The sequence below is a fragment of the Paradesertivirga mongoliensis genome (assembly GCF_024436395.1).
GTDB lineage: Bacteria > Bacteroidota > Bacteroidia > Sphingobacteriales > Sphingobacteriaceae > Paradesertivirga > Paradesertivirga mongoliensis.
The window spans coordinates 682915-703462 of the sequence record NZ_JAFMZO010000001.1 but is presented as its reverse complement, the minus strand read 5'-3'; the positions used below and the strand labels follow the sequence as shown (position 1 = coordinate 703462).

17 protein-coding genes are annotated in these 20548 nt (G+C 40.6%); 7 read left to right on the top strand and 10 right to left on the bottom strand.

Going from position 1 to position 20548, the window contains the following annotated elements; genetic code table 11:
- Positions 1 to 18: 18 nt before the first annotated feature.
- The gene (locus J3P43_RS02735) at positions 19 to 3153 is read right to left on the bottom strand and encodes a SusC/RagA family TonB-linked outer membrane protein (protein WP_255898751.1); all 3135 of its coding nucleotides are present in this window, start codon (positions 3151 to 3153) and stop codon (positions 19 to 21) included.
- Between the two features lie 417 nt (positions 3154 to 3570).
- Here J3P43_RS02735 and J3P43_RS02730 point away from each other — a divergent pair, with 417 nt between their 5' ends.
- Positions 3571 to 3912: a PadR family transcriptional regulator gene (locus J3P43_RS02730; protein ID WP_255898749.1), complete on the top strand. Its 342-nt coding sequence runs from the start codon at positions 3571 to 3573 to the stop codon at positions 3910 to 3912.
- A 12-nt stretch (positions 3913 to 3924) separates the two neighbouring features.
- Positions 3925 to 5502 carry a PspC domain-containing protein gene (locus J3P43_RS02725; protein WP_255898747.1) on the top strand — a complete coding sequence of 526 codons (1578 nt, stop codon included), beginning with the start codon at positions 3925 to 3927 and terminating at the stop codon, positions 5500 to 5502.
- Between the two features lie 46 nt (positions 5503 to 5548).
- Here the strand turns inward: J3P43_RS02725 and J3P43_RS02720 are convergent, their stop codons facing one another.
- The 4 genes from J3P43_RS02720 to J3P43_RS02705 are packed head-to-tail and all read right to left on the bottom strand — an operon-like array spanning position 5549 to position 8489.
- Positions 5549 to 6562, bottom strand: a complete 1014-nt coding sequence (locus J3P43_RS02720) for an energy transducer TonB (RefSeq protein ID WP_255898745.1) — start codon at positions 6560 to 6562, stop codon at positions 5549 to 5551.
- 7 nt (positions 6563 to 6569) lie between these two features.
- Positions 6570 to 7379 carry a phosphatidate cytidylyltransferase gene (locus J3P43_RS02715; protein ID WP_255898743.1) on the bottom strand — a complete coding sequence of 270 codons (810 nt, stop codon included), beginning with the start codon at positions 7377 to 7379 and terminating at the stop codon, positions 6570 to 6572.
- Positions 7376 to 7579, bottom strand: a complete 204-nt coding sequence (locus J3P43_RS02710; RefSeq protein WP_255898739.1) for a putative signal transducing protein — start codon at positions 7577 to 7579, stop codon at positions 7376 to 7378. Before J3P43_RS02710 ends, J3P43_RS02715 begins: the two co-directional genes overlap by 4 nt.
- Complete coding sequence (locus tag J3P43_RS02705; protein WP_255898737.1) at positions 7569 to 8489, bottom strand: CPBP family intramembrane glutamic endopeptidase; 921 nt, start codon at positions 8487 to 8489, stop codon at positions 7569 to 7571. Before J3P43_RS02705 ends, J3P43_RS02710 begins: the two co-directional genes overlap by 11 nt.
- Before the next feature lie 71 nt (positions 8490 to 8560).
- On the opposite strand from J3P43_RS02705, the gene dusB reads away from it, so the two are divergent.
- Both dusB and apaG read left to right on the top strand, forming a co-directional pair.
- The gene (gene dusB, locus J3P43_RS02700) at positions 8561 to 9553 is read left to right on the top strand and encodes a tRNA dihydrouridine synthase DusB (protein WP_255898735.1); all 993 of its coding nucleotides are present in this window, start codon (positions 8561 to 8563) and stop codon (positions 9551 to 9553) included.
- 46 nt (positions 9554 to 9599) lie between these two features.
- Positions 9600 to 9986: a Co2+/Mg2+ efflux facilitator ApaG/CorD gene (gene apaG, locus J3P43_RS02695; RefSeq protein ID WP_255898733.1), complete on the top strand. Its 387-nt coding sequence runs from the start codon at positions 9600 to 9602 to the stop codon at positions 9984 to 9986.
- 100 nt (positions 9987 to 10086) lie between these two features.
- Here apaG and J3P43_RS02690 read toward each other — a convergent pair whose 3' ends face one another.
- On the bottom strand, positions 10087 to 10779 hold the full coding sequence (locus J3P43_RS02690; RefSeq protein WP_255898731.1) for a zinc metallopeptidase: 693 nt from the start codon (positions 10777 to 10779) through the stop codon (positions 10087 to 10089).
- Positions 10780 to 10977: 198 nt separating this feature from the next.
- Here J3P43_RS02690 and J3P43_RS02685 point away from each other — a divergent pair, with 198 nt between their 5' ends.
- The gene (locus J3P43_RS02685; protein ID WP_255898729.1) at positions 10978 to 12330 is read left to right on the top strand and encodes a DNA recombination protein RmuC; all 1353 of its coding nucleotides are present in this window, start codon (positions 10978 to 10980) and stop codon (positions 12328 to 12330) included.
- Between the two features lie 8 nt (positions 12331 to 12338).
- On the opposite strand, the gene thiL is transcribed toward J3P43_RS02685, so the two are convergent.
- Together thiL and nadA are read right to left on the bottom strand one after the other, a co-directional pair.
- A complete protein-coding gene (gene thiL, locus J3P43_RS02680) occupies positions 12339 to 13376 on the bottom strand; it encodes a thiamine-phosphate kinase (protein WP_255898727.1) in 1038 nt (345 codons plus the stop codon).
- Positions 13377 to 13424: 48 nt separating this feature from the next.
- On the bottom strand, positions 13425 to 14417 hold the full coding sequence (nadA, locus tag J3P43_RS02675) for a quinolinate synthase NadA (RefSeq protein ID WP_255898725.1): 993 nt from the start codon (positions 14415 to 14417) through the stop codon (positions 13425 to 13427).
- 412 nt (positions 14418 to 14829) lie between these two features.
- Between nadA and nadB the strand changes: the two genes are divergently transcribed.
- Entirely contained in the window at positions 14830 to 16416 is a 1587-nt protein-coding gene (gene nadB, locus J3P43_RS02670; protein WP_255898723.1) for an L-aspartate oxidase, read from the top strand.
- A 3-nt stretch (positions 16417 to 16419) separates the two neighbouring features.
- Positions 16420 to 16941 (top strand): gamma carbonic anhydrase family protein, encoded by a 522-nt coding sequence (locus tag J3P43_RS02665; protein ID WP_255898720.1) that lies wholly within the window; start codon positions 16420 to 16422, stop codon positions 16939 to 16941.
- Here the strand turns inward: J3P43_RS02665 and J3P43_RS02660 are convergent.
- Together J3P43_RS02660 and mnmG are read right to left on the bottom strand one after the other, a co-directional pair.
- The gene (locus tag J3P43_RS02660) at positions 16922 to 18553 is read right to left on the bottom strand and encodes an Ig-like domain-containing domain (RefSeq protein ID WP_255898718.1); all 1632 of its coding nucleotides are present in this window, start codon (positions 18551 to 18553) and stop codon (positions 16922 to 16924) included. The genes J3P43_RS02665 and J3P43_RS02660 overlap by 20 nt on opposite strands.
- A 120-nt stretch (positions 18554 to 18673) precedes the next feature.
- Positions 18674 to 20536, bottom strand: coding sequence for a tRNA uridine-5-carboxymethylaminomethyl(34) synthesis enzyme MnmG (gene mnmG / locus J3P43_RS02655; RefSeq protein ID WP_255898716.1), 1863 nt, complete (start codon positions 20534 to 20536; stop codon positions 18674 to 18676).
- Between the last annotated feature and the right edge of the window lie 12 nt (positions 20537 to 20548).

Genomic DNA, 20548 nt, shown 5'->3' with positions numbered 1-20548 from the left:
TAAATTAATATCTAATTTTTAAAACCTCACGACCAAGTTTGCTCCATAAATGCGCACCGGTGGATTTGACTGCGAATTAACTATACCAAATGTATTTGGATAGTCTTCGCGCACACTGTTAAAGTCGGGGTCAGTAAACTCGTTTGTTTTCGGCACCCACACAAATAAATTTCTTCCTGTTAATGCAAGCGACGCGCCCTTTACAACCTTCTGCCTTGCTAAAAACTTCGCGGGAATATCAAACGATAACGCAAGTTCTCTTAAGCGCCACGCCGCCGCACTGGTGATAAAGTTAGATGCCACATCCTGATAGACGCCTGTATAAAAGTCGTTGACGTTACTTACTGTAACATTTGTATTGGCGATGTACGTACCGGGATTATTGGGGTCCTCGTAAGAAGAATTCGGAATGACGAAACGCTCTCTGTTATTGCGTGCAGTAGCGGCAGATGTACCGGTCCATGCCATATCACCCCCCATTGCATAGAAAGAAACCTGATGCCCGCCTTTATATTCTGCCAATGCGGACAAATTAAATCCTTTCCAATTCACAGAAGGATTAAGTCCGACAATCCAAAGCGGTAACGTCCGGCCAAATTCCTTGGTGTTGGGGTCCTGACTTGGATAACCAGAAAGTCTGTCCACTATAATTCTGCCCTCGTCGTCTCTTTTATAATCAGTCGCCTTAATTACAAATGCCGGGCGCCCAACAATAGCAGCATTACCAGAGGATAAATAACCGCCTATGCTTAACTGATCGAGCCCTGAGTAGATACTTGTGACTTCACTGTCGTTATATGTGGCATTAGCCCTGAACTGAACGTTTCCATCTCTGAATTTCACCAGCGGCGTTAACCTCATGTCGAGTTCGAAACCTTTATTAATAAAGGAAGCTGCATTTAGATTAGCAAAGTTATACCCTGTTGCATCAGATACTCTAACATTTATTATTTGGTTAGTATTCTTTTGGTGAAAATAAGTTCCTTCCAGATTTACCCTTCCATTAAAGAAAGATGATTCGGCCCCGAACTCCATGCTGTTGGTAAACTCAGGTTTTAAGTTAGCATCAAAGGTCGTATTACCGGCAGAATATCCTGCTAGAGGCCCGTATGGAAATCCGGTGTAAAACTTACCATCAACATTCGGTTGTGTAAATACCGCAGCTAGCTGATATGGATCGATATCGGCATTTCCGGTCTTTGTCCAGGCAGCTCTTAATTTTAAATAGCTAAGAATGTTATTGCCTTTTAACGCTTCAATGGCATCCGTTGCAACAAATGAAGCATTTACCCCAGGGTAAAAGAAAGAGTTATTTCCGATAGCAAGTACAGAGGTCCACTCGTTTCTACCAGTGAATTCAATATTTGCCCATCCTTTGTAGCCCACATTTGCACTTCCATAAACAGCGAATTCTCTTACTTTGCTTTCGGGAGAGGAACCACTCAGATTTCCCGTACGATTGGCTACGTTGAAGACCTCAGGAACTACAAGACTAGATGCCCCTACTCTTGAGTCGCGAGAAGCGATTTGACTTACATAAGTTCCTAAAATAGCACCAACATTAAAGTTGCCATTAATTTCCTTATTTAGCTGTCCGAATAAATCGGATGACAATCGTGTTGAGTTATATGATCGTTCGTTAGCGACTCCGGGAATAGTGTTAAAATCCCGGTCATCTCCAAATTGATTGATAGCTTCCCCTCTTGAATAGAATCGTTCAGCAATAGTCCGGGCTGAAAATGCGGGACGATATGTGAAGTTTAACCAATCTGCCGCCTTAAGTTCTAGCTGAATATTGGCTAAAATATCTTGCCTCTTACCATCATTTCGCCAGTTATCAATCGCAAAATAAGGATTCAACCCATACCTGTTATAATAATTATTATAAGAAGAAAACGGATCGCTATTAAAGTTTTTATAATTTGACAACGGAATATGAGCCGGCGTATTGAAAATCTGGCTCATTAACCCATCATTTCCCCCCGATCCTTGCGCGGTGAAAAAATCAGACATTCCATCATCATTAAACAGGCTGTAATTATTTTGAATATAGTTTATTCCCAGATTCGCCTTAAATCTCCCGTACTCCCGGCCAGCGTTCAGCCTAATTCCAGTCCTGCGGTTTTCGTCATCAGGAACAACCCCCTTGATATTTGCATCCTGAAAACTCAAATAGAAATTATTCGCCGAGAAAGACAGATCATTCTGAATAGTCGCACCAGTATTAAAAAACTCTTTTCGCTGATCTGTGGCACTGTATTTTACGGTTTGAACACTTCCGTCAGGAAGTGTTTCTCCAATCTCCTTAGAAGAGCCGTCATAAGCTGGCCCCCACGACCAATTTTCATAGGGTATATATTCGCCGTACCCCCCAGATCCGAACTGAGTTTGCATTTTTGGAAAAAACGAGATATTTGAAAGTTGCGTAGAATTACTAAAGGTTATTACCGGCTTATCAGCACTCTTCTTGGTAGTTACCACGATTACTCCATTTCTAGCATCTGACCCATAAATCCCGGCAGAAGACGATCCTTTAAGAACCGATACATTAGCGATGTCGTTCGGGTTTATTGAAGACAAGTAACTCAACTGTGTTGGAACTCCATCCAACACTAACAAAGGATCATTATTCCCTGTTAGCGACCGAAGTCCTCTCATAGTGATTACAACATCTTCAGTTACGCCACTACTAATTGAAGTAACATTTAATCCTGATACCTTTCCCTGTAAGCCATTCACAACGTTAACCGCATTGGCCTGAGTTAGAGCTTCGTTACTTATGGTAGCAGTAGCATAACCAATATCCTTCTTCTGTCGTTCAAGACCAAGTGCCGTTACCACAACCTCACTCAGTTGAGTGGCATCTGTTCCCAGGGTAACATCAATAACGCTTCTGACACCTACAGATATCTCCTGGGTCGCAAATCCAATGTAAGAAAATACCAGAACTGCATTCTGGGGGACCGATATCGAATACTGACCATTTACCCCCGTTTGAGTTCCGGTGGTGGCCCCTTTAACTCTAATACTTACGCCAGGAAGGGCCTCGCCGTCATCCTTAGCCGTAACGGTACCTGTAACGGTACGCTCTTGCGCAAAGGCAAATGTTGCCCATAGTAGCGCCAATGATAAACTTGATAGAAGTTTTCGCATACTCTCTTTTAAATTAATGATTATTAAAATAAATTCTCTTGTATTAAAAAAATACAAACGCACGAAATGACCGTCAAAAGCAGTCACCTTTTAAAATTTGAGCCATAGAGGCATTAAGACAGATTGCTGTTAACCGGCGCCTCCTACACCAGGGTTGAAGTAACATAAACAGCACGTCGAAAAACCAGATAGAAGTCTTCGCATACTTTCCTTTTAAATTAATGATTAACACAATATAAGCATATTAATTAATCGTATCAAATTATTTAAAAAAATTGATTTCGAATTTCGTGTCAATTACACGCCCAGGGAGGCCACTTTAACAAAAGAAAGTTAATAAAGTTATGAAAATAATAAAAAATTAAAAAATAATACCTATTACTATGCAATACATAGTACTATACATATCTTTGCTTGATGATTGTGGAAAATACTCAAACGCAAATGAGGAAAGGGATACTCGAATATTGTATCCTTTCTATCATATCAAAAAAAGAGATCTATGCTTCGGATATTATTAATGAGCTGAAAAAAGCAAGGCTTCTGGTGGTAGAGGGTACGCTCTACCCGCTGCTAACCAGATTGAAGAACAATGGGCTGCTGAGCTACAATTGGGTTGAATCAACTTCTGGCCCTCCAAGGAAATACTATGTTCTTACAGAAGCGGGCCTCAAAGTACTGGAGCACCTCGACAAAACCTGGTCAGAACTGGTATTCGCTGTAAACACATCTATCGAAGGAAGAGAAATAAAACCTTAACATATCCAAGCCATGAATAAAACCATAATAATTAATATAAACGGCATCGTGTTCCACATTGAAGAGGATGCTTATGAGATTTTAAAAAGTTACATGACCGAAGTTAAACGGCACTTCGCCTATAGCCCAGACAGCGACGAGATTGTAACTGATATCGAAAACCGCCTGGCCGAAATGTTCAATGAGCGGCTGGCCGAACAAAGCAAACAGGTAATTGTGCTGGCTGATGTAGAGGAAATAACGGCTCAAATGGGTAAGGCAAGTGATTTTGCAGGCAACGATGAAGACGAAACATTCGAGGCCACAAAACTAAAGTCGAGCCGAAACCTGTATAAAGACAGCGAAGACCGTATGATAGGAGGGGTATGTGCAGGCTTGGGCCACTATTTTAATATAGAAGCCAAATGGGTAAGGCTTATCACGCTTATATCAACCCTGTTTACCGGTATCGGCCTTATTCCATACTTAATTCTATGGATCGTGCTGCCAACCGCAAAAACGAGACAAGAAAAAATGTCAATGAAAGGAGAGCCTATAAATCTTCAGAATTTCAAAAAAACCTTCGATGAAGAAGCCGAAATGTCCAAACAGGATGTTAACTCCGCTTATAACGCCCCTTATCAGCGAATCCAAAGCAACGACCCGATTCGCGAAATCTTCAGCTTCATCGGTAAACTGCTTAAGCTGCTGATAAAAATCTTGGTAGCTCTGATTATTGTGCTTAGCGGATTTGCTTTGTTTGCTCTGATTATTGGTTTGCTATTTGGCCTCGGCTTCGTAAATCATACCGGATTTGAACACTTTCCTTTTAACACCATACGTCCGGCCTTCAGAGCACCTATCTTCCTCAGCGCTTTTCTTATCCTGGTAATTCCGCTGCTCGCTCTAACTCTTTTTGCAGTACGTGTGTTAATCAACCGCAGGGTAGTATCCAGATATGGCTCGTTCGCAATGCTGATTTTGTGGCTAACAGGTGTTGGCATGGGTGTCTATTATGGTTCTAAGACAGCCGCCGATTTTAAAAGCGAAGCACGGGTTGAACAGACCTCTGAGCTGAACATACACCCAACCCTTGTTCTGAAGCTAAACTCCAAGATATTTCTTACAGCGGAGGACAGCCTTAAATACAACATAGACTCTGGAGAACTTTCTGGCAGAGTGATTTATGGCGATGAGAACTTTGCCGACGAAATGCGCCGTTTTGACCTGTTCATAGAAAAAAGCGATGATGGCAAACTCTCGCTGGTAAAGGAACTGAGTGGCCGCGGGCGCACTATGGAAGATGCGATTGAAGCCGCCCAGCGTGTAAGCTACCGAACAACCCAACAAGACTCTGTCATTCAATTCGATAAGTATTGGTCGCTGACCGGAACCGGATTATTCCGGGCGCAAGAGTTAGATCTGCGTTTGAGAATTCCGGTAAATACCCGGATCATAATAGATCACGATCTTGATCACCATTTAAGAAATCTAAATCCCTGGGATTGCCGGAGTGAGGGAAGCGAGCATAATACCCCAACAGAATGGATAATGACGGAAGATGGATTGAAATGCACCAATGAAGACGCTGAAAGGAAGCATGAAGAATAAGAAGTAGCAGTAAAAGTTTCGATCCGTAGAAGGATCGAAACTTTATTTACAACTGAAAAGTAACAGGCAAAACATAATAAGTCCTTACGGGCTGCTCTTTAACAAAGCCCGGACGCCATTTAGGCGAATTTCTTAATAGACGAACAGCTTCTTCGTCGCAGCCGCTGCCGAGTCCCTGCTTCACCTTCACATCGGTAATTTGCCCGTCTTTTTCTACAATAAACGACAAGTAGACTTTACCCTGTACGTTGTTTTGTTTGGCTACAGCCGGATATCTTAGATTACTACTGATGTAACGGGTCAGCTCGCGTTGCCCTCCTACAAACTCTGGCGCAACATCTACCAAACTAAAATCATATAACTTATCAGTTCCAGCAGATTGCTGGCCCTCGATAGGTTCCACCGGTAGTTCACTGTCAGAAATCGAGTCTGGTAATACTTTCTGAACTTCTACATCCTTTATTTCTGCTTCCCGTAAGGAAACGATCTTACCCATATCATCGATCACCATCTCATATTTAATCAAAGCTGAATAATTCTCGTTTCTGGAACGCCTGAAATAACTTTCTCTGGCCCAATAGGTAGCAGTTATCCTGGAATCGGTACGGTTAAAATCAAGTGTAGAGACTATCCAGATCCTTTTAAAGTTTTCCAGCTCGGTCATGCGCCGCCAGTAAATTTCCTTTACACGCTTGTGGGTAAGATTGTGGTAATTATAAAATGTTTCTGTGATGTCGGCAAAATAACTTGGGGGATCAAAATAACCACGCCGCTGGTCATAATAAAATGCTTCAATAAATTTTATCAGCGTTTCGCGAACCTGCTCATCATTCATCGATTCGCTTTGGTTAAGAATCGATGACTTATCCTCGACCTTTAGCTTCGTGGCGTCATCCTTGCCAAAAAATTTTGAGGGATCTTCTACAAATAATGTCAAATAGCCCATTACTGCAATTACTACCCCTAGTACTAAACCCATGTAAAGAAGAGACCTGTCTTTGTATGCAGGATCCGGGGTTTCGCTTACGTCTTCTTCTGGTGATAAAGGCTTATTCTCCATCGTCTGATCATCCAAATTTAAGTATCCAATATAGATATAGAAAAACGAGAGGCGCTGCAAATAATAAGCTGTCGAACCGGTCTAATAGACCGCCGTGTCCCGGAAGCAGGGAACCGGTATCTTTTATAGAGATGCTTCGCTTCAGCATAGATTCAAACAGATCGCCGAAGGTTCCGGCTATCACAATAATCAACGACATAATACACCATTGAACCGCAGAAAGCTCGGTAAATTGAGTACTGATGATTAAAGCTGCAACGAGGCTGGTGAACATTCCGCCAAAGAAACCCTCCCAGGATTTTTTTGGCGAATGCCTCTCAAATAGCTTATGTTTCCCAAAGTTAACTCCGAATAAATATGCTCCCGTATCGCTCGCCCATAGCATCAGCATAAAAGCCAGTGGAAAGTGGAAATTAAACGTTTGTCCGATAAATGCTGAGGCAGTAAAAAAGCAGAATGGAATTACGATAAAAAGTATCCCAAAATATGTGAAAGCAAGGTTAATAAAGGGATGTTCTTTTTTTCTGTACAATTCAACTACGCAAATAGAAATTGCCGCGGGTACCGATAAAAAAATATAGGTTAAATAATCCTCGAAAAGGAAATTTAGAACTAAAGGGGTAATAATGGTTCCTGCCAGCAGAACGCCCAGAGACCGGTGTGGCCTGATAGTTTCGTTTTTTACGAGCTTATAGAATTCTACCAGGCATAGCAAACTAAGAACAATAAAAAAAACAGCAAAGGCATACGCCCCCAATAACAAGGATGCAAGCATCACCAAAACGAAAAAAAACCCTGTAATTGCCCTTACCTTCATAAATCGTTCTGCTGTATCAGTTCCAGAGCGTGCGTCGAATATTTTGGCTGTACATAAACCTCAACCTCGCCAATGTTATAAGGATATCCCTGCTTATTCAGAACTACCGCATCTATATTGTTTTCTACTAAAAATTGCTTTACCATCTCAGATTTAAAAAAATCTGTCGACGTAAAAACCTTAACCCAGTTATCGTTCATCTGATAATTCTTTATTACCCCAGGATAGTTTCTGAAATATCCTGAAAAGTAAAGCCGTAAAAATAACACTTAGTATCACTAAATACCACTGTTGAAATTCGGGTTTTGTGATAATATCCAAAGATTTACCCTGCCTTTGTAAATTATATGCTGCCATTACTGCAGAGGCATTATTAAAAAAGTGAGCAATTATTGGGATCCAGATGCTTTTACTGTAAACAAACAGATATCCAAATAGTGCACCCAGCAGCATTCTGGGAAGAAACCCATAAAACTGTAAGTGGATAGCACTGAATAATGCAGCTGCAATCCAAACTCCCCAATGGTAGTTATTTGTCCACGTGGTGAAAATTTTCTGCAGGCATCCTCTGAAAAAAAGTTCTTCGCTAATGGCAGGTATAACCGCTATAACAAACAAGTTTATCAACAGGCCAGGCACGGAGTTCATTACTAACAGCTGCTTTGTCAGTATTTCAGCTTCTATTTCCTTGTACTTCATCCAGTTTTCGATACCTGAAAGAAAGGCTGGAAACTCTAATTGTTGATTTATATGCACTGTCCATTCAATAAAGGGCTGCGCAAAAAGCATTAATAAAAATGTAATTAAAATCAGATACCATGGGTTTATCGCTTTTACCTGGAGGTACTGAAGAGGTGCTTTACTCCTGATTCGTGCATAAATCAACGGAGGAACCAAAAACATCCCAAATAAATAACAAGAATTGAAAAGCCTTAGTACATCGGCTGAAGCGTTTCCGCTTTGAATTGCCGAGGTGATGTCTATTCCATAAATCAGCGACCCTAAAAATTGCGCAAGTGTTACAAATAACACCAAAGTTCCCAGGGCAATCGCAATAAGCAAAATAAGCGCTGTTAAAGGATGACGCTGTTCTGACGGCCTGGCAATCATGTTCGATCTAATAATACTATTTTTGTAAATTCGTGTTACAAGCGCACAAAGATAAAGTATTAGGTAAGCCGATGGCAGTTAAAATTGGAAATATTGATTTGGGTAACTTCCCTCTGCTTCTAGCACCCATGGAGGATGTGAGCGATCCGCCTTTCCGTTTTGTTTGTAAGCAAAATGGCGTGGATATGATGTATACCGAATTTATTTCGTCCGAAGGATTGATTCGAGATGCTGCCAAAAGCGTGCAAAAGCTCGATATATTCGAGTATGAACGTCCTATCGGGATACAAATATTTGGCAGCAATATCGATAGCATGCGCGAAGCAACGGAAATTGCCTCTAAAGCTAACCCGGATTTAATAGATATAAATTATGGCTGCCCTGTAAAAAATGTCGCTTGCCGTGGTGCCGGCGCCAGCTTGCTTCAGGACATCGACAAAATGGTTAAAATGACCAAAGCTGTGGTAGAATCTACACATCTGCCGGTAACTGTTAAAACGAGATTAGGATGGGATGATAATACCAAAAATGTGTATGAAGTTGCCGAACGCCTTCAGGATGTTGGGATACAAGCCTTGACTATTCATGGCCGCACCCGGGCTCAGATGTACAAAGGCGAGGCCGACTGGAGCCTGATAAGAGAGATAAAAAGAAATCCGAGAATCAGCATTCCTATTTTTGGTAACGGAGACGTGGATTCGATCGAAAAAGCTGCCAACTGGCGAATGGAATACGAGGTAGATGGAATCATGATTGGCAGAGCTGCCATCGGTTACCCCTGGATTTTCAGAGAAATTAAACACTTTTTTGCAACGGGAGAATATTTGTCTGGCCCAATTTTGTCTGAAAGAATTGATGTTTGCAGAACCCATCTTCTAAAATCGATAGAATGGAAAGGCGAAAAAACCGGCATTTTTGAGATGCGCAGGCACTATTCAAATTATTTTAAAGGAATTCCCAATTTCAAAGATTACCGGATGCAGCTGGTAAAACTGGAAAGCCTGAATGCTATAAATGAAGTACTTGAAGACATCAGCAATAAATTTGATGAGGTCTTGGCTTGATTTTTGGATTTAAGATTTATATCATTAACTTAAACCAGATTCTGTTATGATTACACACATTACCGAAGGCGTTAAAATATCAGTAGAAACTATCTACCAACCCGAATATTCGAATCCGGCAAATGATCATTACATGTTTGCCTACAAAATAAATATCGAGAATCTTACAGATTATAGTGTCCAGTTAATGCGCCGGCACTGGTTCATTTTTGACTCGAATGGCACCCATCGCGAAGTGGAAGGCGACGGAGTCGTGGGTCTTCAACCCGTTATAGATCCGGGAGATTATCATGAATACGTTTCGGGCTGTAATCTTAAAACGGATATCGGCAGCATGAAAGGGAGTTACGAAATGCGCCGTCTGGTAGATAATGAGGAGTTTGAAGTAAAGATTCCTGAATTCAATATGATTGCGCCTTACAAGCTCAATTAGATAAACACGAAAAGTATTAACGGAGTTTGTTGATATCCAGATTAAAAGGCATAAAAAAAGCTTTCTGAATTCAGAAAGCTTTTTTTAATTAGCGAATCTTCTAGTCGTCGCTTCTTCCTCCGAAAAGCATCATCGCGATATACAGTAACTGAACTACAGAACCCAGAGCGGCAACCACGTAGGTCATTGCTGCCCACCAAAGTGCGTCTTTTGACTGATTGTGTTCAATGCTTGTCTGCATTATGCCGCGGTTAGTTTGCAACCACGCCAGAGCCCGGTTACTTGCGTCAAATTCTACCGGTAACGTTACCACACTAAACAAAGTAACTACGATCATCGAACCAAAAGCCACCCAAAGCATTGTTTCGCCCATACCGGTTCCAAGCATAATGATACCGAGCATAAATACATATTGCAATAAGTTGGATGCTATATTAACCGCAGGTACCATAGCCGAACGGAACTGAAGCCATGAATAGGCTTTCGCATGTTGTACCGCGTGGCCGCACTCGTGCGCCGCTACAGCTGCTGCTGCGATGCTACGACCTCCATAAACTTCCGGACTTAAATTAACGGTCCTGTCGGCTGGATTGTAGTGGTCAGACAAAGATCCTTCGGACGATAAAATTCTTACGTCACGGATCCCGTGATCATGAAGCATTTTTTCAGCAATATCCCGTCCGGTTAAACCGGATGAAAGAGGTGTTTCTGAGTATTTTCTAAACTTCGATTTAAACCTGGATTGCACCAGAAAGCTTACTATTGCAATTCCAATAAAAATTATAATTCCCATTTTCTTAATGTGATTTTAGTGAAGATAATCAAAAAGTATTCCTTACTCATATATTAACTTATTTTTTACGCTTTTAGGGTTTTGGCAGGAATAAATTTCCTGTGACTGACATTTTGCTAGGAGATTAGTATGCTCCGTGACTAATTATTTTTGCTCGTTTGATTAAAGATTCAGATTTTTGATAAAATTTTTAGCAAAATGAATACCCAACTTATTCTCCTACTTATCGCTACAGCTGCAGCTTTTGCCCTGATTTATTTTAGATACATCAGAGTGTCGAGCTTGTTGAGATCTGCGCTTGAAGAAAAGATTCAAATCGGATTAAAACTGGCCAGAGTTGAAGAGCGATGTGACAACCTTATCATCGAAAAAGAGAATATGGCATCGTTTTTTATGGACGAAAAGCACCGTTTATTGAGGGAGCTGCAAACCGAAAGGGAAAAACTGGCTGAGGCCAGCAACTCGCTCGAAAGCTCCAAAGCATTTTACCAGGCTCAAGTGGAAAAACTAGCCGAGCAAAAAGCAGGAATCGAATTGCTCCAGCAAAAATTCCACAAAGAGTTTGAGCTCATTGCCGGAAAAATTTTAGACGAAAAGACACTTCGATTTACCGAGGTAAATAAGTTAAACCTCGACCAACTATTAAATCCACTAAAAGAAAATATCAAAGCTTTTGAAGACAAGGTGGAAAAGGTATATAAAGCCGAGTCTGACGAGCGAAACATATTAAAAGGCGAGCTTGGAAAGCTGATCGAACTCAACTATAAAATAAGTCAGGATGCCCATAACCTAACAAAAGCATTAAAAGCCGACACAAAGAAACAAGGTAACTGGGGCGAGTTTGTATTGGACAGAATATTAGAACTCTCCGGACTTATCAACGGAGAATCATATACAAAACAAAGCAGTTTTACCGACGAAAATGGTAACCGGTTGCAACCGGATATAGTAATTACACTGCCAGACAATAAACATATCATTATTGATTCGAAGGTTTCATTAATAGCTTATGAACGATTAATGAACTGCGAAATGGAAGAAGAAAGGCTCTTACACTTAAATGATCATATAGGCTCGATAAAAGCACATATCAAAGGCCTCAGCAACAAAAATTACAGCGATTTGTATCGTGTTAATTCGCCTGATTTCGTTTTATTGTTTATTCCGGTAGAATCTTCTTTTGCGATTGCTGTTCAACATGATGTGGAGTTATTTGAATTTGCCTGGAGTAAAAGAGTGGTGATCGTAACGTCATCTACCTTACTGGCTACTTTAAAAACTATTGCTTCAATCTGGAAACAGGAGCAACAAACCCGCAACGCCATTGATATTGCTACAAAGGCTGGTGCGCTTTATGATAAGTTTGTTGGATTTATCGCTGATCTTAAAAAGGTGGGTGACAATCTTGATAAAGCGAAAGAATCATATTCAGACGCGTTTGGGAAGCTTTCGTCCGGAAACGGAAATCTAATAGTAAAAGTGGAAAACTTAAAGAAATTAGGTGCAAAAACCAATAAACAAATAGATCCATTGTTAATAATGGAAGATTAATATCCCCATTATTTTAATGAATTCCAGCCCTGAGCTTTTAAGGGATGAGATATTTGAGATTTCGAAATAATATTCATCCCCGCAGATTTTTCAGTAATATGTCCGATAATACTGATATCCATATTATTTTTAATCTTGTCGTAATCAGCCTGTTTGATGGTAAATAGCAACTCATAATCTTCACCGCCACTTAATGCACAAACTGTTGGATCCAGATTAAATTCTCTGGCTGTATCGTAAGTCATCGGATCTATCGGCAATTTATCTTCATATAAATTACACCCTTTATCAGACTGTGTACAGATGTGGATAACTTCAGAAGATAATCCGTCTGATACATCAATCATCGATGTTGGTCTAATATTAAGATCCTGCAATAATTCTACTATGTCCTTTCTGGCTTCCGGTTTTAACTGCCGCTCAATAATATAATCCTTACCTTCCAGATCAGGTTGAATTTGCGGGTTTTCAAGATAAATAGCCTTTTCTCTTTCTAATAATTGAAGACCCATATAAGCACCACCCAAATCACCGGATACACAGATTAAATCTCCCTCACCTGCTGTATTTCGATAACAAATATCTGCTTCATCGGCATATCCTATACTAGTTACACTGATCACCAAACCTTGCTTGGAAGATGAGGTATCACCACCCACCAGATCAACTTTATATTTATCACAGGCCAGGAGTATACCTGAATAAATTTCTTCTACCGCCTCTATCGGAAACTTACTTGATAAACCTAGCGACACCGTAATTTGGCTAGCCGTACCGTTCATCGCATAAATATCACTAAGATTTACCTGTACCGATTTGTAACCCAGATGTTTAAGCGGTGTGTATGCCAAATCAAAATGAATTCCCTCCAACAGTAAGTCTGTTGATATCAACATTTTCTTACCACTAAAATCTAACACGGCAGCATCATCGCCAGCACCTTTTATCGTTGACGATCTTGTAAGTTTAATGTTTTTAGTCAAATGATTAATGAGACCAAACTCTCCTAAACTACTTATATCTGTTCTTTCTATATTTTCAAACACGCGGTTTTAATTACAAAGTCAAACTTAAAAACTCAAAATAGTTGCCGACTATATGCCTAGTCTAGCTGATATTTCTAACATTCTTTCAATCGGTAGCCTTGCTTTTTCGATCACATTCATCGGAACTGTAACCTCTGGCAAGCCATTTTTCATACATAAATATAACTTTTCCAAGGTATTACGTTTCATATGCGGACAGTCGTTACAAGCGCAGCTGTTATTTGGCGGAGCCGGAATAAATACTTTTCCGGGATTAGATTTTTCCATCTGGTGAATGATCCCACTCTCTGTTGCAACTATAAACTCCTTTGCAGGATTATCGATCGTATATTTTAACAAACCTGTGGTAGACCCAATATAGTCCGCCATTTTCAACACTACATCCTCACATTCCGGGTGAGCTATAAACTTTGCTTCAGGGTGTTTTTCTTTTAATTTGGTAATGCGCTGCATCGAAAATATTTCGTGCACCATACATGCACCGTTCCATAAAACCAAATCCCTGCCCGTTTTCTTTGCTACATATGTTCCTAAATTCCTGTCAGGTCCGAATATTATTTTCTGGTCTTTAGGTAGGCTTTCAACAATTTGAACTGCATTTGAAGAAGTACAAACAATGTCGCTCATTGCTTTTAGCTCTGCCGAACAGTTCACATAGGTGATTACCAAATGATCAGGGTACTTCTCTTTAAACTTAGCAAATAAGTTTGGCGGACAACTATCTGATAAAGAACATCCTGCCTTATAATCAGGCAATAAAACCTTTTTTTCTGGCGATAATATTTTAGCTGTTTCAGCCATGAAATGTACTCCTGCAAACACAATAACTTCAGCATCAGTTTTAGCTGCCTGTTGTGATAAACCCAAACTATCACCGATATAATCGGCAATATCCTGGATATCCGGCTCCTGATAATAGTGCGCAAGGATAACAGCATTCTTCTCTTTCTTTAACTTTTCAATTTCATCAAACAGATCCAATGTTGGATCAATAGGTTCATCAATAAAACCCTTCACGAATATTTCTTCAAACTTATCCATTTCAAACACTTCAATAAAATATAATTATTCTATATAAAAAGAATCTTATTACTTATTAGGGTGTTAGTTATGTGAAGAAGAAAGGAAACTAAAAATAGATTTTTTTGTTTTATGTATTTTCCCAACAACTTACTCACATTAGATCGTATGTAAACAATTGAATTGTAACTGATTACATTTTACCCTGTTTTTCTTTTTATTTTATTCAGTTAATTTCTTTGTATCTGTAAAACGTTAACAACCTCCAAAAATTGGGCTTAAAACTTTCTTAGAAATAGGCCGTTTTCACAATAAAGTTGATTTTCTAATTAGTTATTAGAAAACGTTAACACTTTTTATACAAAATTAACATCTTTACATTGGTTTCTCCACATGAGCAACATAAGATTACATTGAATTAAATATTTATTAAATGAAGGATGTTGATTTCCTTGTTGTAGGTTCCGGAATCGCCGGTTTAAGCTTCGCACTTAAAGCCGCAAAACACGGTAAGGTACTAATACTTACAAAAGCTAATGAAGACGAATCCAATACTAAGTACGCTCAGGGTGGTGTAGCAGTAGTTGTGGATAAAGAGGATTCTTTTGAGAAACATATAGAGGATACTTTAATAGCTGGTGATGGCTTATGTGATAGAGAAGTAGTGGAGCTTGTAGTTAAAGAAGGCCCTGATCGGATTCAGGAGATAATTGATTACGGGACTAACTTCGATACTACAAAACAGGGTATGTATGACCTTGCAAAGGAAGGTGGTCATTCTGAGAGCCGTATATTACATTATAAGGATATAACAGGCTTTGAAATAGAACGGGCGCTTCTTGAAAAGATTCACAGCAATCCTAACATCGAGATATTAACACACTATTTCGCTGTTGAACTCATTACTCAGCATCATTTGGGCCAGTTTGTGGATAAACGGTCGGATGATATAGTATGTTATGGGATTTATGCGCTTAATACCTATACCAATTCTGTTGAAAAGTTTCTTTCTAAGGTAACCGTAATGGCCACCGGGGGAGCAGGCCATATATATTCAAACACCACCAATCCGGTGATTGCTACAGGCGATGGTATTGCTATGGTTTACCGGGCTAAAGGAAAGGTGAGAAATATGGAGTTCATACAGTTTCATCCAACCGCTCTTTATAAGCCAGGTGAGTACCCGTCTTTCCTTATATCCGAGGCGGTTCGGGGTTTTGGTGGAATTTTGCGGGATAGAAATGGGAAGGAATTTATGGATTCGTATGATCCTCGCAAATCGCTTGCGCCGCGCGATATTGTAGCCCGAGCAATCGATTCAGAAATGAAGAAATCAGGCGATGAATACGTATTTTTAGATATTACACACCGCTCTAAAGAGGATATTCTTTCTCATTTTCCGAACATTTATGCCAAATGTTTAAGTATCGGTATTGATATGACAAAGGACTATATACCTGTTACTCCGGCCTGTCATTATATGTGCGGAGGCATTTTGGTAGATTATTACGGTAAAACTTCAATCAGTAATTTATATGCCTGCGGCGAATGCGCATCCACAGGCTTGCATGGTGCTAATCGTTTAGCGTCAAATTCCTTACTTGAAGCAACTGTATTTGCTCACCGTATTTATATTGACGCGATAAAGGCTCTTGATAGTATCCCAGTACCTGCCAATATTCCTGAATGGGATGAAACGAATACTCAGCTTTCTAATGAAGATATCCTGGTCACTCATAACCTACGCGAAACGCAGAAGATCATGAGTGATTATGTAGGAATTGTTCGCTCGGATTTTAGGCTTGAACGGGCCTTACGTCGGCTTGGCTTGCTTCACGAAGAGACAGAAGATTTTTACAAGAAGACCAAACTATCGGTTAAACTGTGCGAATTAAGAAATATTATTCAAACCGCTTATATTGTAATTAAATCTGCCATGAAACGTAAGGAGAGCCGTGGCTTACATTATACTACAGATTATCCCGTTCACATGGATAATCCAACAGATACTATATTTTAAATTATGCCACTTATATTACCGGTTAAAGGAAAGTTGCCCCAATGGGGAAATGAATGTTTTATTGCTGAGAACTCCACAATTGTTGGCGATGTAATTATGGGCAACAACTGTTCGGTTTGGTTCAATGCCGTTGTCAGGGGCGATGTTAACTATATCAAAATCGGCGACAATGTAAATATCCAGGACGGAGTTGTGATACACTGCACCTATTTAAAGGCATCCACCACCATTGGGAACAATGTATCAATTGGGCACAATGCTTTGGTTCATGGCTGCATCCTGAAAGATAATGTGCTGGTGGGTATGGGTGCAATTGTTATGGATAACGTTGTGGTGGAAGAGTTTACTATTATTGCTGCAGGCTCGGTAGTACTTGAAAACACCATCTGCGAATCCGGGTTTATTTATGCAGGCAGCCCTGCAAAAAAGATTAAGCCTGTATCAGAAGAGCAGCGTGAGCTTTTAAAGCGCTTACCTGGCAACTATATAATGTATTCCAAGTGGTTTACGGAGCCTTCGGAATAGTGATCTTTTTTTCCAATTCCCAGTTTGCTTTCAGGGCAAGCTCCTCTTCGAAGTTCCATACTTTCTCTGGCTGCTTTCTGGTGGATACTACACCTGTATCCCATTTGCCATTTTTGTTGTCGTCGTAAATAACTCTCAGGTAATAGGTACCTAGTGCCATAAGTGGGAGATTTATAGTGGTGTTTTTATTTATGGCCAGTTGGTGCACAACCTTATCCTGTTCTGTGAGGACTTGAACGATATAGTTTTTGCTGGTATCAGGTACCGCAATAATAGCCGAGATTGCCCCATAGTTCTCTTCTACATCCTTTGAAAACTCGCGGGTGTATGCTTTGTTCGTTCCGCCGAAAACTCCTGTAAAAGCCGCTTCTGCGATGTTAATAATATATTTCTTTTCGTCTCGCCAGGGAAATTTAAGATGTATTTTCCGTGTGGATAAACTGTCCCTCGAAACCCTTAATCCGGCTACTGGAAGTGAGTCTTGCAATAGATTGAACTTCTTACCGTCTATTGCTCCAACCGGTGCGGAAAGCGTTAGTGTTAAATCTGTACCTGGCTTGATAAGTTGAGACGGGATATTATCTGTAATGTTAAGTACTTTATTATAGGTGTCTCGTTTGTTTCGCCGTATGGTAAGTGTATCCAGATTTTTTCCATCATCCTGAAAAGCCACATTGATGGAATCGAAGTCTAATGATTGGGTCCATACATAAGCAGAGTCGGCGTCCTCACCAAACTCAGTAATCTTAGTGGCATTTAGCTCAGACGGGTACAATATCTGGATAGAGGGCTTCGTAAGTTGCTTGTTAAAAGCAAAGGCTATTCTCCCATCCTTTTCTATCTTCCTGTCAACTACCCTAAAGTTAACCGGTTCTTCCTGATGGATTTCGAGTTTTATACCTGCAGTATCTTTGGTTAATGTTATCGGTTTATCCAGAAAGCCAATGAGTTCTTTTGCCGTGTTATATATTTTATCCCCGCCTTCTTCCTTGAGGGCATAAATGGTATAAACATTTTCTCTGAGGTATTTGAGGCTGAAGTTTCCTGATGAATCGGTAGAGGTGAAAAGGCTCGCACGCTTCTTGCCAAAAAGCGTATCTTGACTAGCTTGGAATAATAGCACCGTTGCATCAAGTACGGGCTCTTTAGTTAAGGAATTAGTCACTGTGCCGGATATGGATAGAGAATCTATTTCGGTTCCAGTAGAAAATACATACATGTAGTTCTTTAATATATTTCCTTCGTTGTAATCGGTAAGTCCGTTACCAAAGTTTATCGTGTATGTAGTACTGTCTTGCAAGGGTTCCTGGAACTGGATGTTCAGTACTTTTTTCTTGACCTTGAAGATAGGTGATTTTTCCATCGCCGGCGAGACACTTATCTCCTTGTATTCATTAGCCAGTTTGAAGTACTCGTCGAATTCGATATTTATTTCGTCGCTTCTAAAATTAGTGCTAAAATTCTTTGGTTGTTCCTTCAGTATTTTTGGTGGTACACTGTCTCTTGGTCCGCCAGTAGGATGTTGTATGCTTGCGCAGCCAGATAATTGGGAAAGAAGGCCCAGGACAGCAAAAAAACATACTAGAATTATATAGTTCTTAAATTTGCGCATTTAAAAGGCTTTAAATCAACTTTTCTCTTTTTTGGAACCACAATATCAAAATTTTAAGATCTCGCTTTATATCGCATTTATTTACGTTGACCTAACATATTGATTATCAGCTAATTAATGCTATTTTGACATATGAACCATGAGAACGGAGATATCTGATGGCGAAACTCCGGAAATTCTTGAAGCTTGCCCTAATGTTCGTGGCTTTATCTTCAGCAATTTTTCTCTGGCTTCTTTCGATAACGAAACAAGCTTTTGATAGTCGAACTCCGGGTTTATTTCCTGATCCTCCATCCGCTTCATTTTGTTAACGATTTCCATTTCTTTCTCAAAGTAACTTTCGTACTTAACTTTGATCTCGGCTTGTTCAACGGTTTCGATATTATATTTCGATAAAAGTTCGTCGAGTACCGGGTCAGCTTTGCGGATGTCGTTGAAAGAAACCTGCGGTCTGGAAAGTATTTGAAAGAGTTTTACATTTTGAGTAATAGGACTTGTTCCGAGATCATTTAGGATCTGGTTTATTTCCGTTGGCTCGATGGATTTTGTTTTTAAATACTTCACTATACCATCTGAGTCCTTTACTTTGGCTTGTACGAGGGCAAGACGATCATCGCTGATTAAGCCAAGTTCGTGGCCAATCGGGCTAAGCCTAACATCCGCGTTATCCTGGCGCAACAGCAGGCGATGCTCTGCTCTGGACGTGAACATTCGGTAGGGCTCCTCAGTACCTTTGGTAACCAGATCATCAATTAGCACACCGATATATGATTCGGTACGTTTCATGATCAGCTCGTGCTTATCGTTGACTTTTTGGTGAGCATTTATTCCTGCGATTAATCCCTGGCTCGCAGCCTCTTCGTATCCTGTTGTTCCGTTTATCTGACCAGCGAAGAAGAGGTTTGCTACTAACTTGGTTTCTAGGGTTAAATTTAGCTGCGTTGGGGGGAAGAAATCATACTCGATGGCGTACCCCGGTCTGAACATCTTAGCATTTTCAAACCCGGGAATCAATCTAAGCGCTTTGTATTGCACATCTTCTGGAAGGGATGTAGAGAAACCATTTACATAGATCTCCACGGTATCCCAGCCTTCGGGCTCCACAAAAATCTGGTGACGTTCCCTTTCGGCAAACCTGTTTATTTTGTCTTCTATCGAGGGGCAGTATCTCGGTCCAAGGCCCTTAATACGTCCCGTAAACATAGGAGATTTTTCGAAGCCCTCTTTGAGAGTTTCGTGTACCTCTGCGTTGGTGTAGGTTATCCAGCAGCAACGCTGTTTCTCGGGAATGTCTACATTTGTATAAGAAAACCGGCCACCCTCTTCATCACCCCACTGTTCTTCCATCTTGGAGTAATCCAGGCTACGGCCGTCAATTCTTGGTGGAGTGCCTGTTTTCATTCGCCCCGATTCAAAGCCAAGTTCAACCAATTGCTCCGTCAAACCTGTTGATGATTTCTCTGCAGTACGGCCTCCGCCGAACTTTTTCTCACCTATATGTATTAGACCGTTCAGGAATGTTCCATTAGTTAACACAACTGCCTCCGCTTGTATCTCGATGCCCAGGGAGGTCACTACACCCATCACGCGGCTGTCCTTTACTACTACCTCTTTTACCGTATCCTGCCAAAAGTCGACGTTTTTAACGCCTTCAAGCGCTAGGCGCCATTCTTCTGCAAATCGCATACGGTCTGTCTGCGCTCGCGGACTCCACATAGCCGGGCCTTTTGAGAGGTTGAGCATTCGGAATTGGAGCATCGATTTATCGGTAACGATACCCGAATAGCCACCCATCGCATCAATCTCTCGCACAATCTGCCCTTTTGCAACTCCCCCCATGGCCGGATTACAACTCATTTGCGCTATGGTGCCCATATTCATAGTAATCAGGAGGACCGAGGAGCCTAAATTGCCCGCCGCCGCTGCAGCCTCGCATCCGGCATGGCCTGCCCCAACTACTATTACATCGTATTTTTTAAACATATCTATTAATGT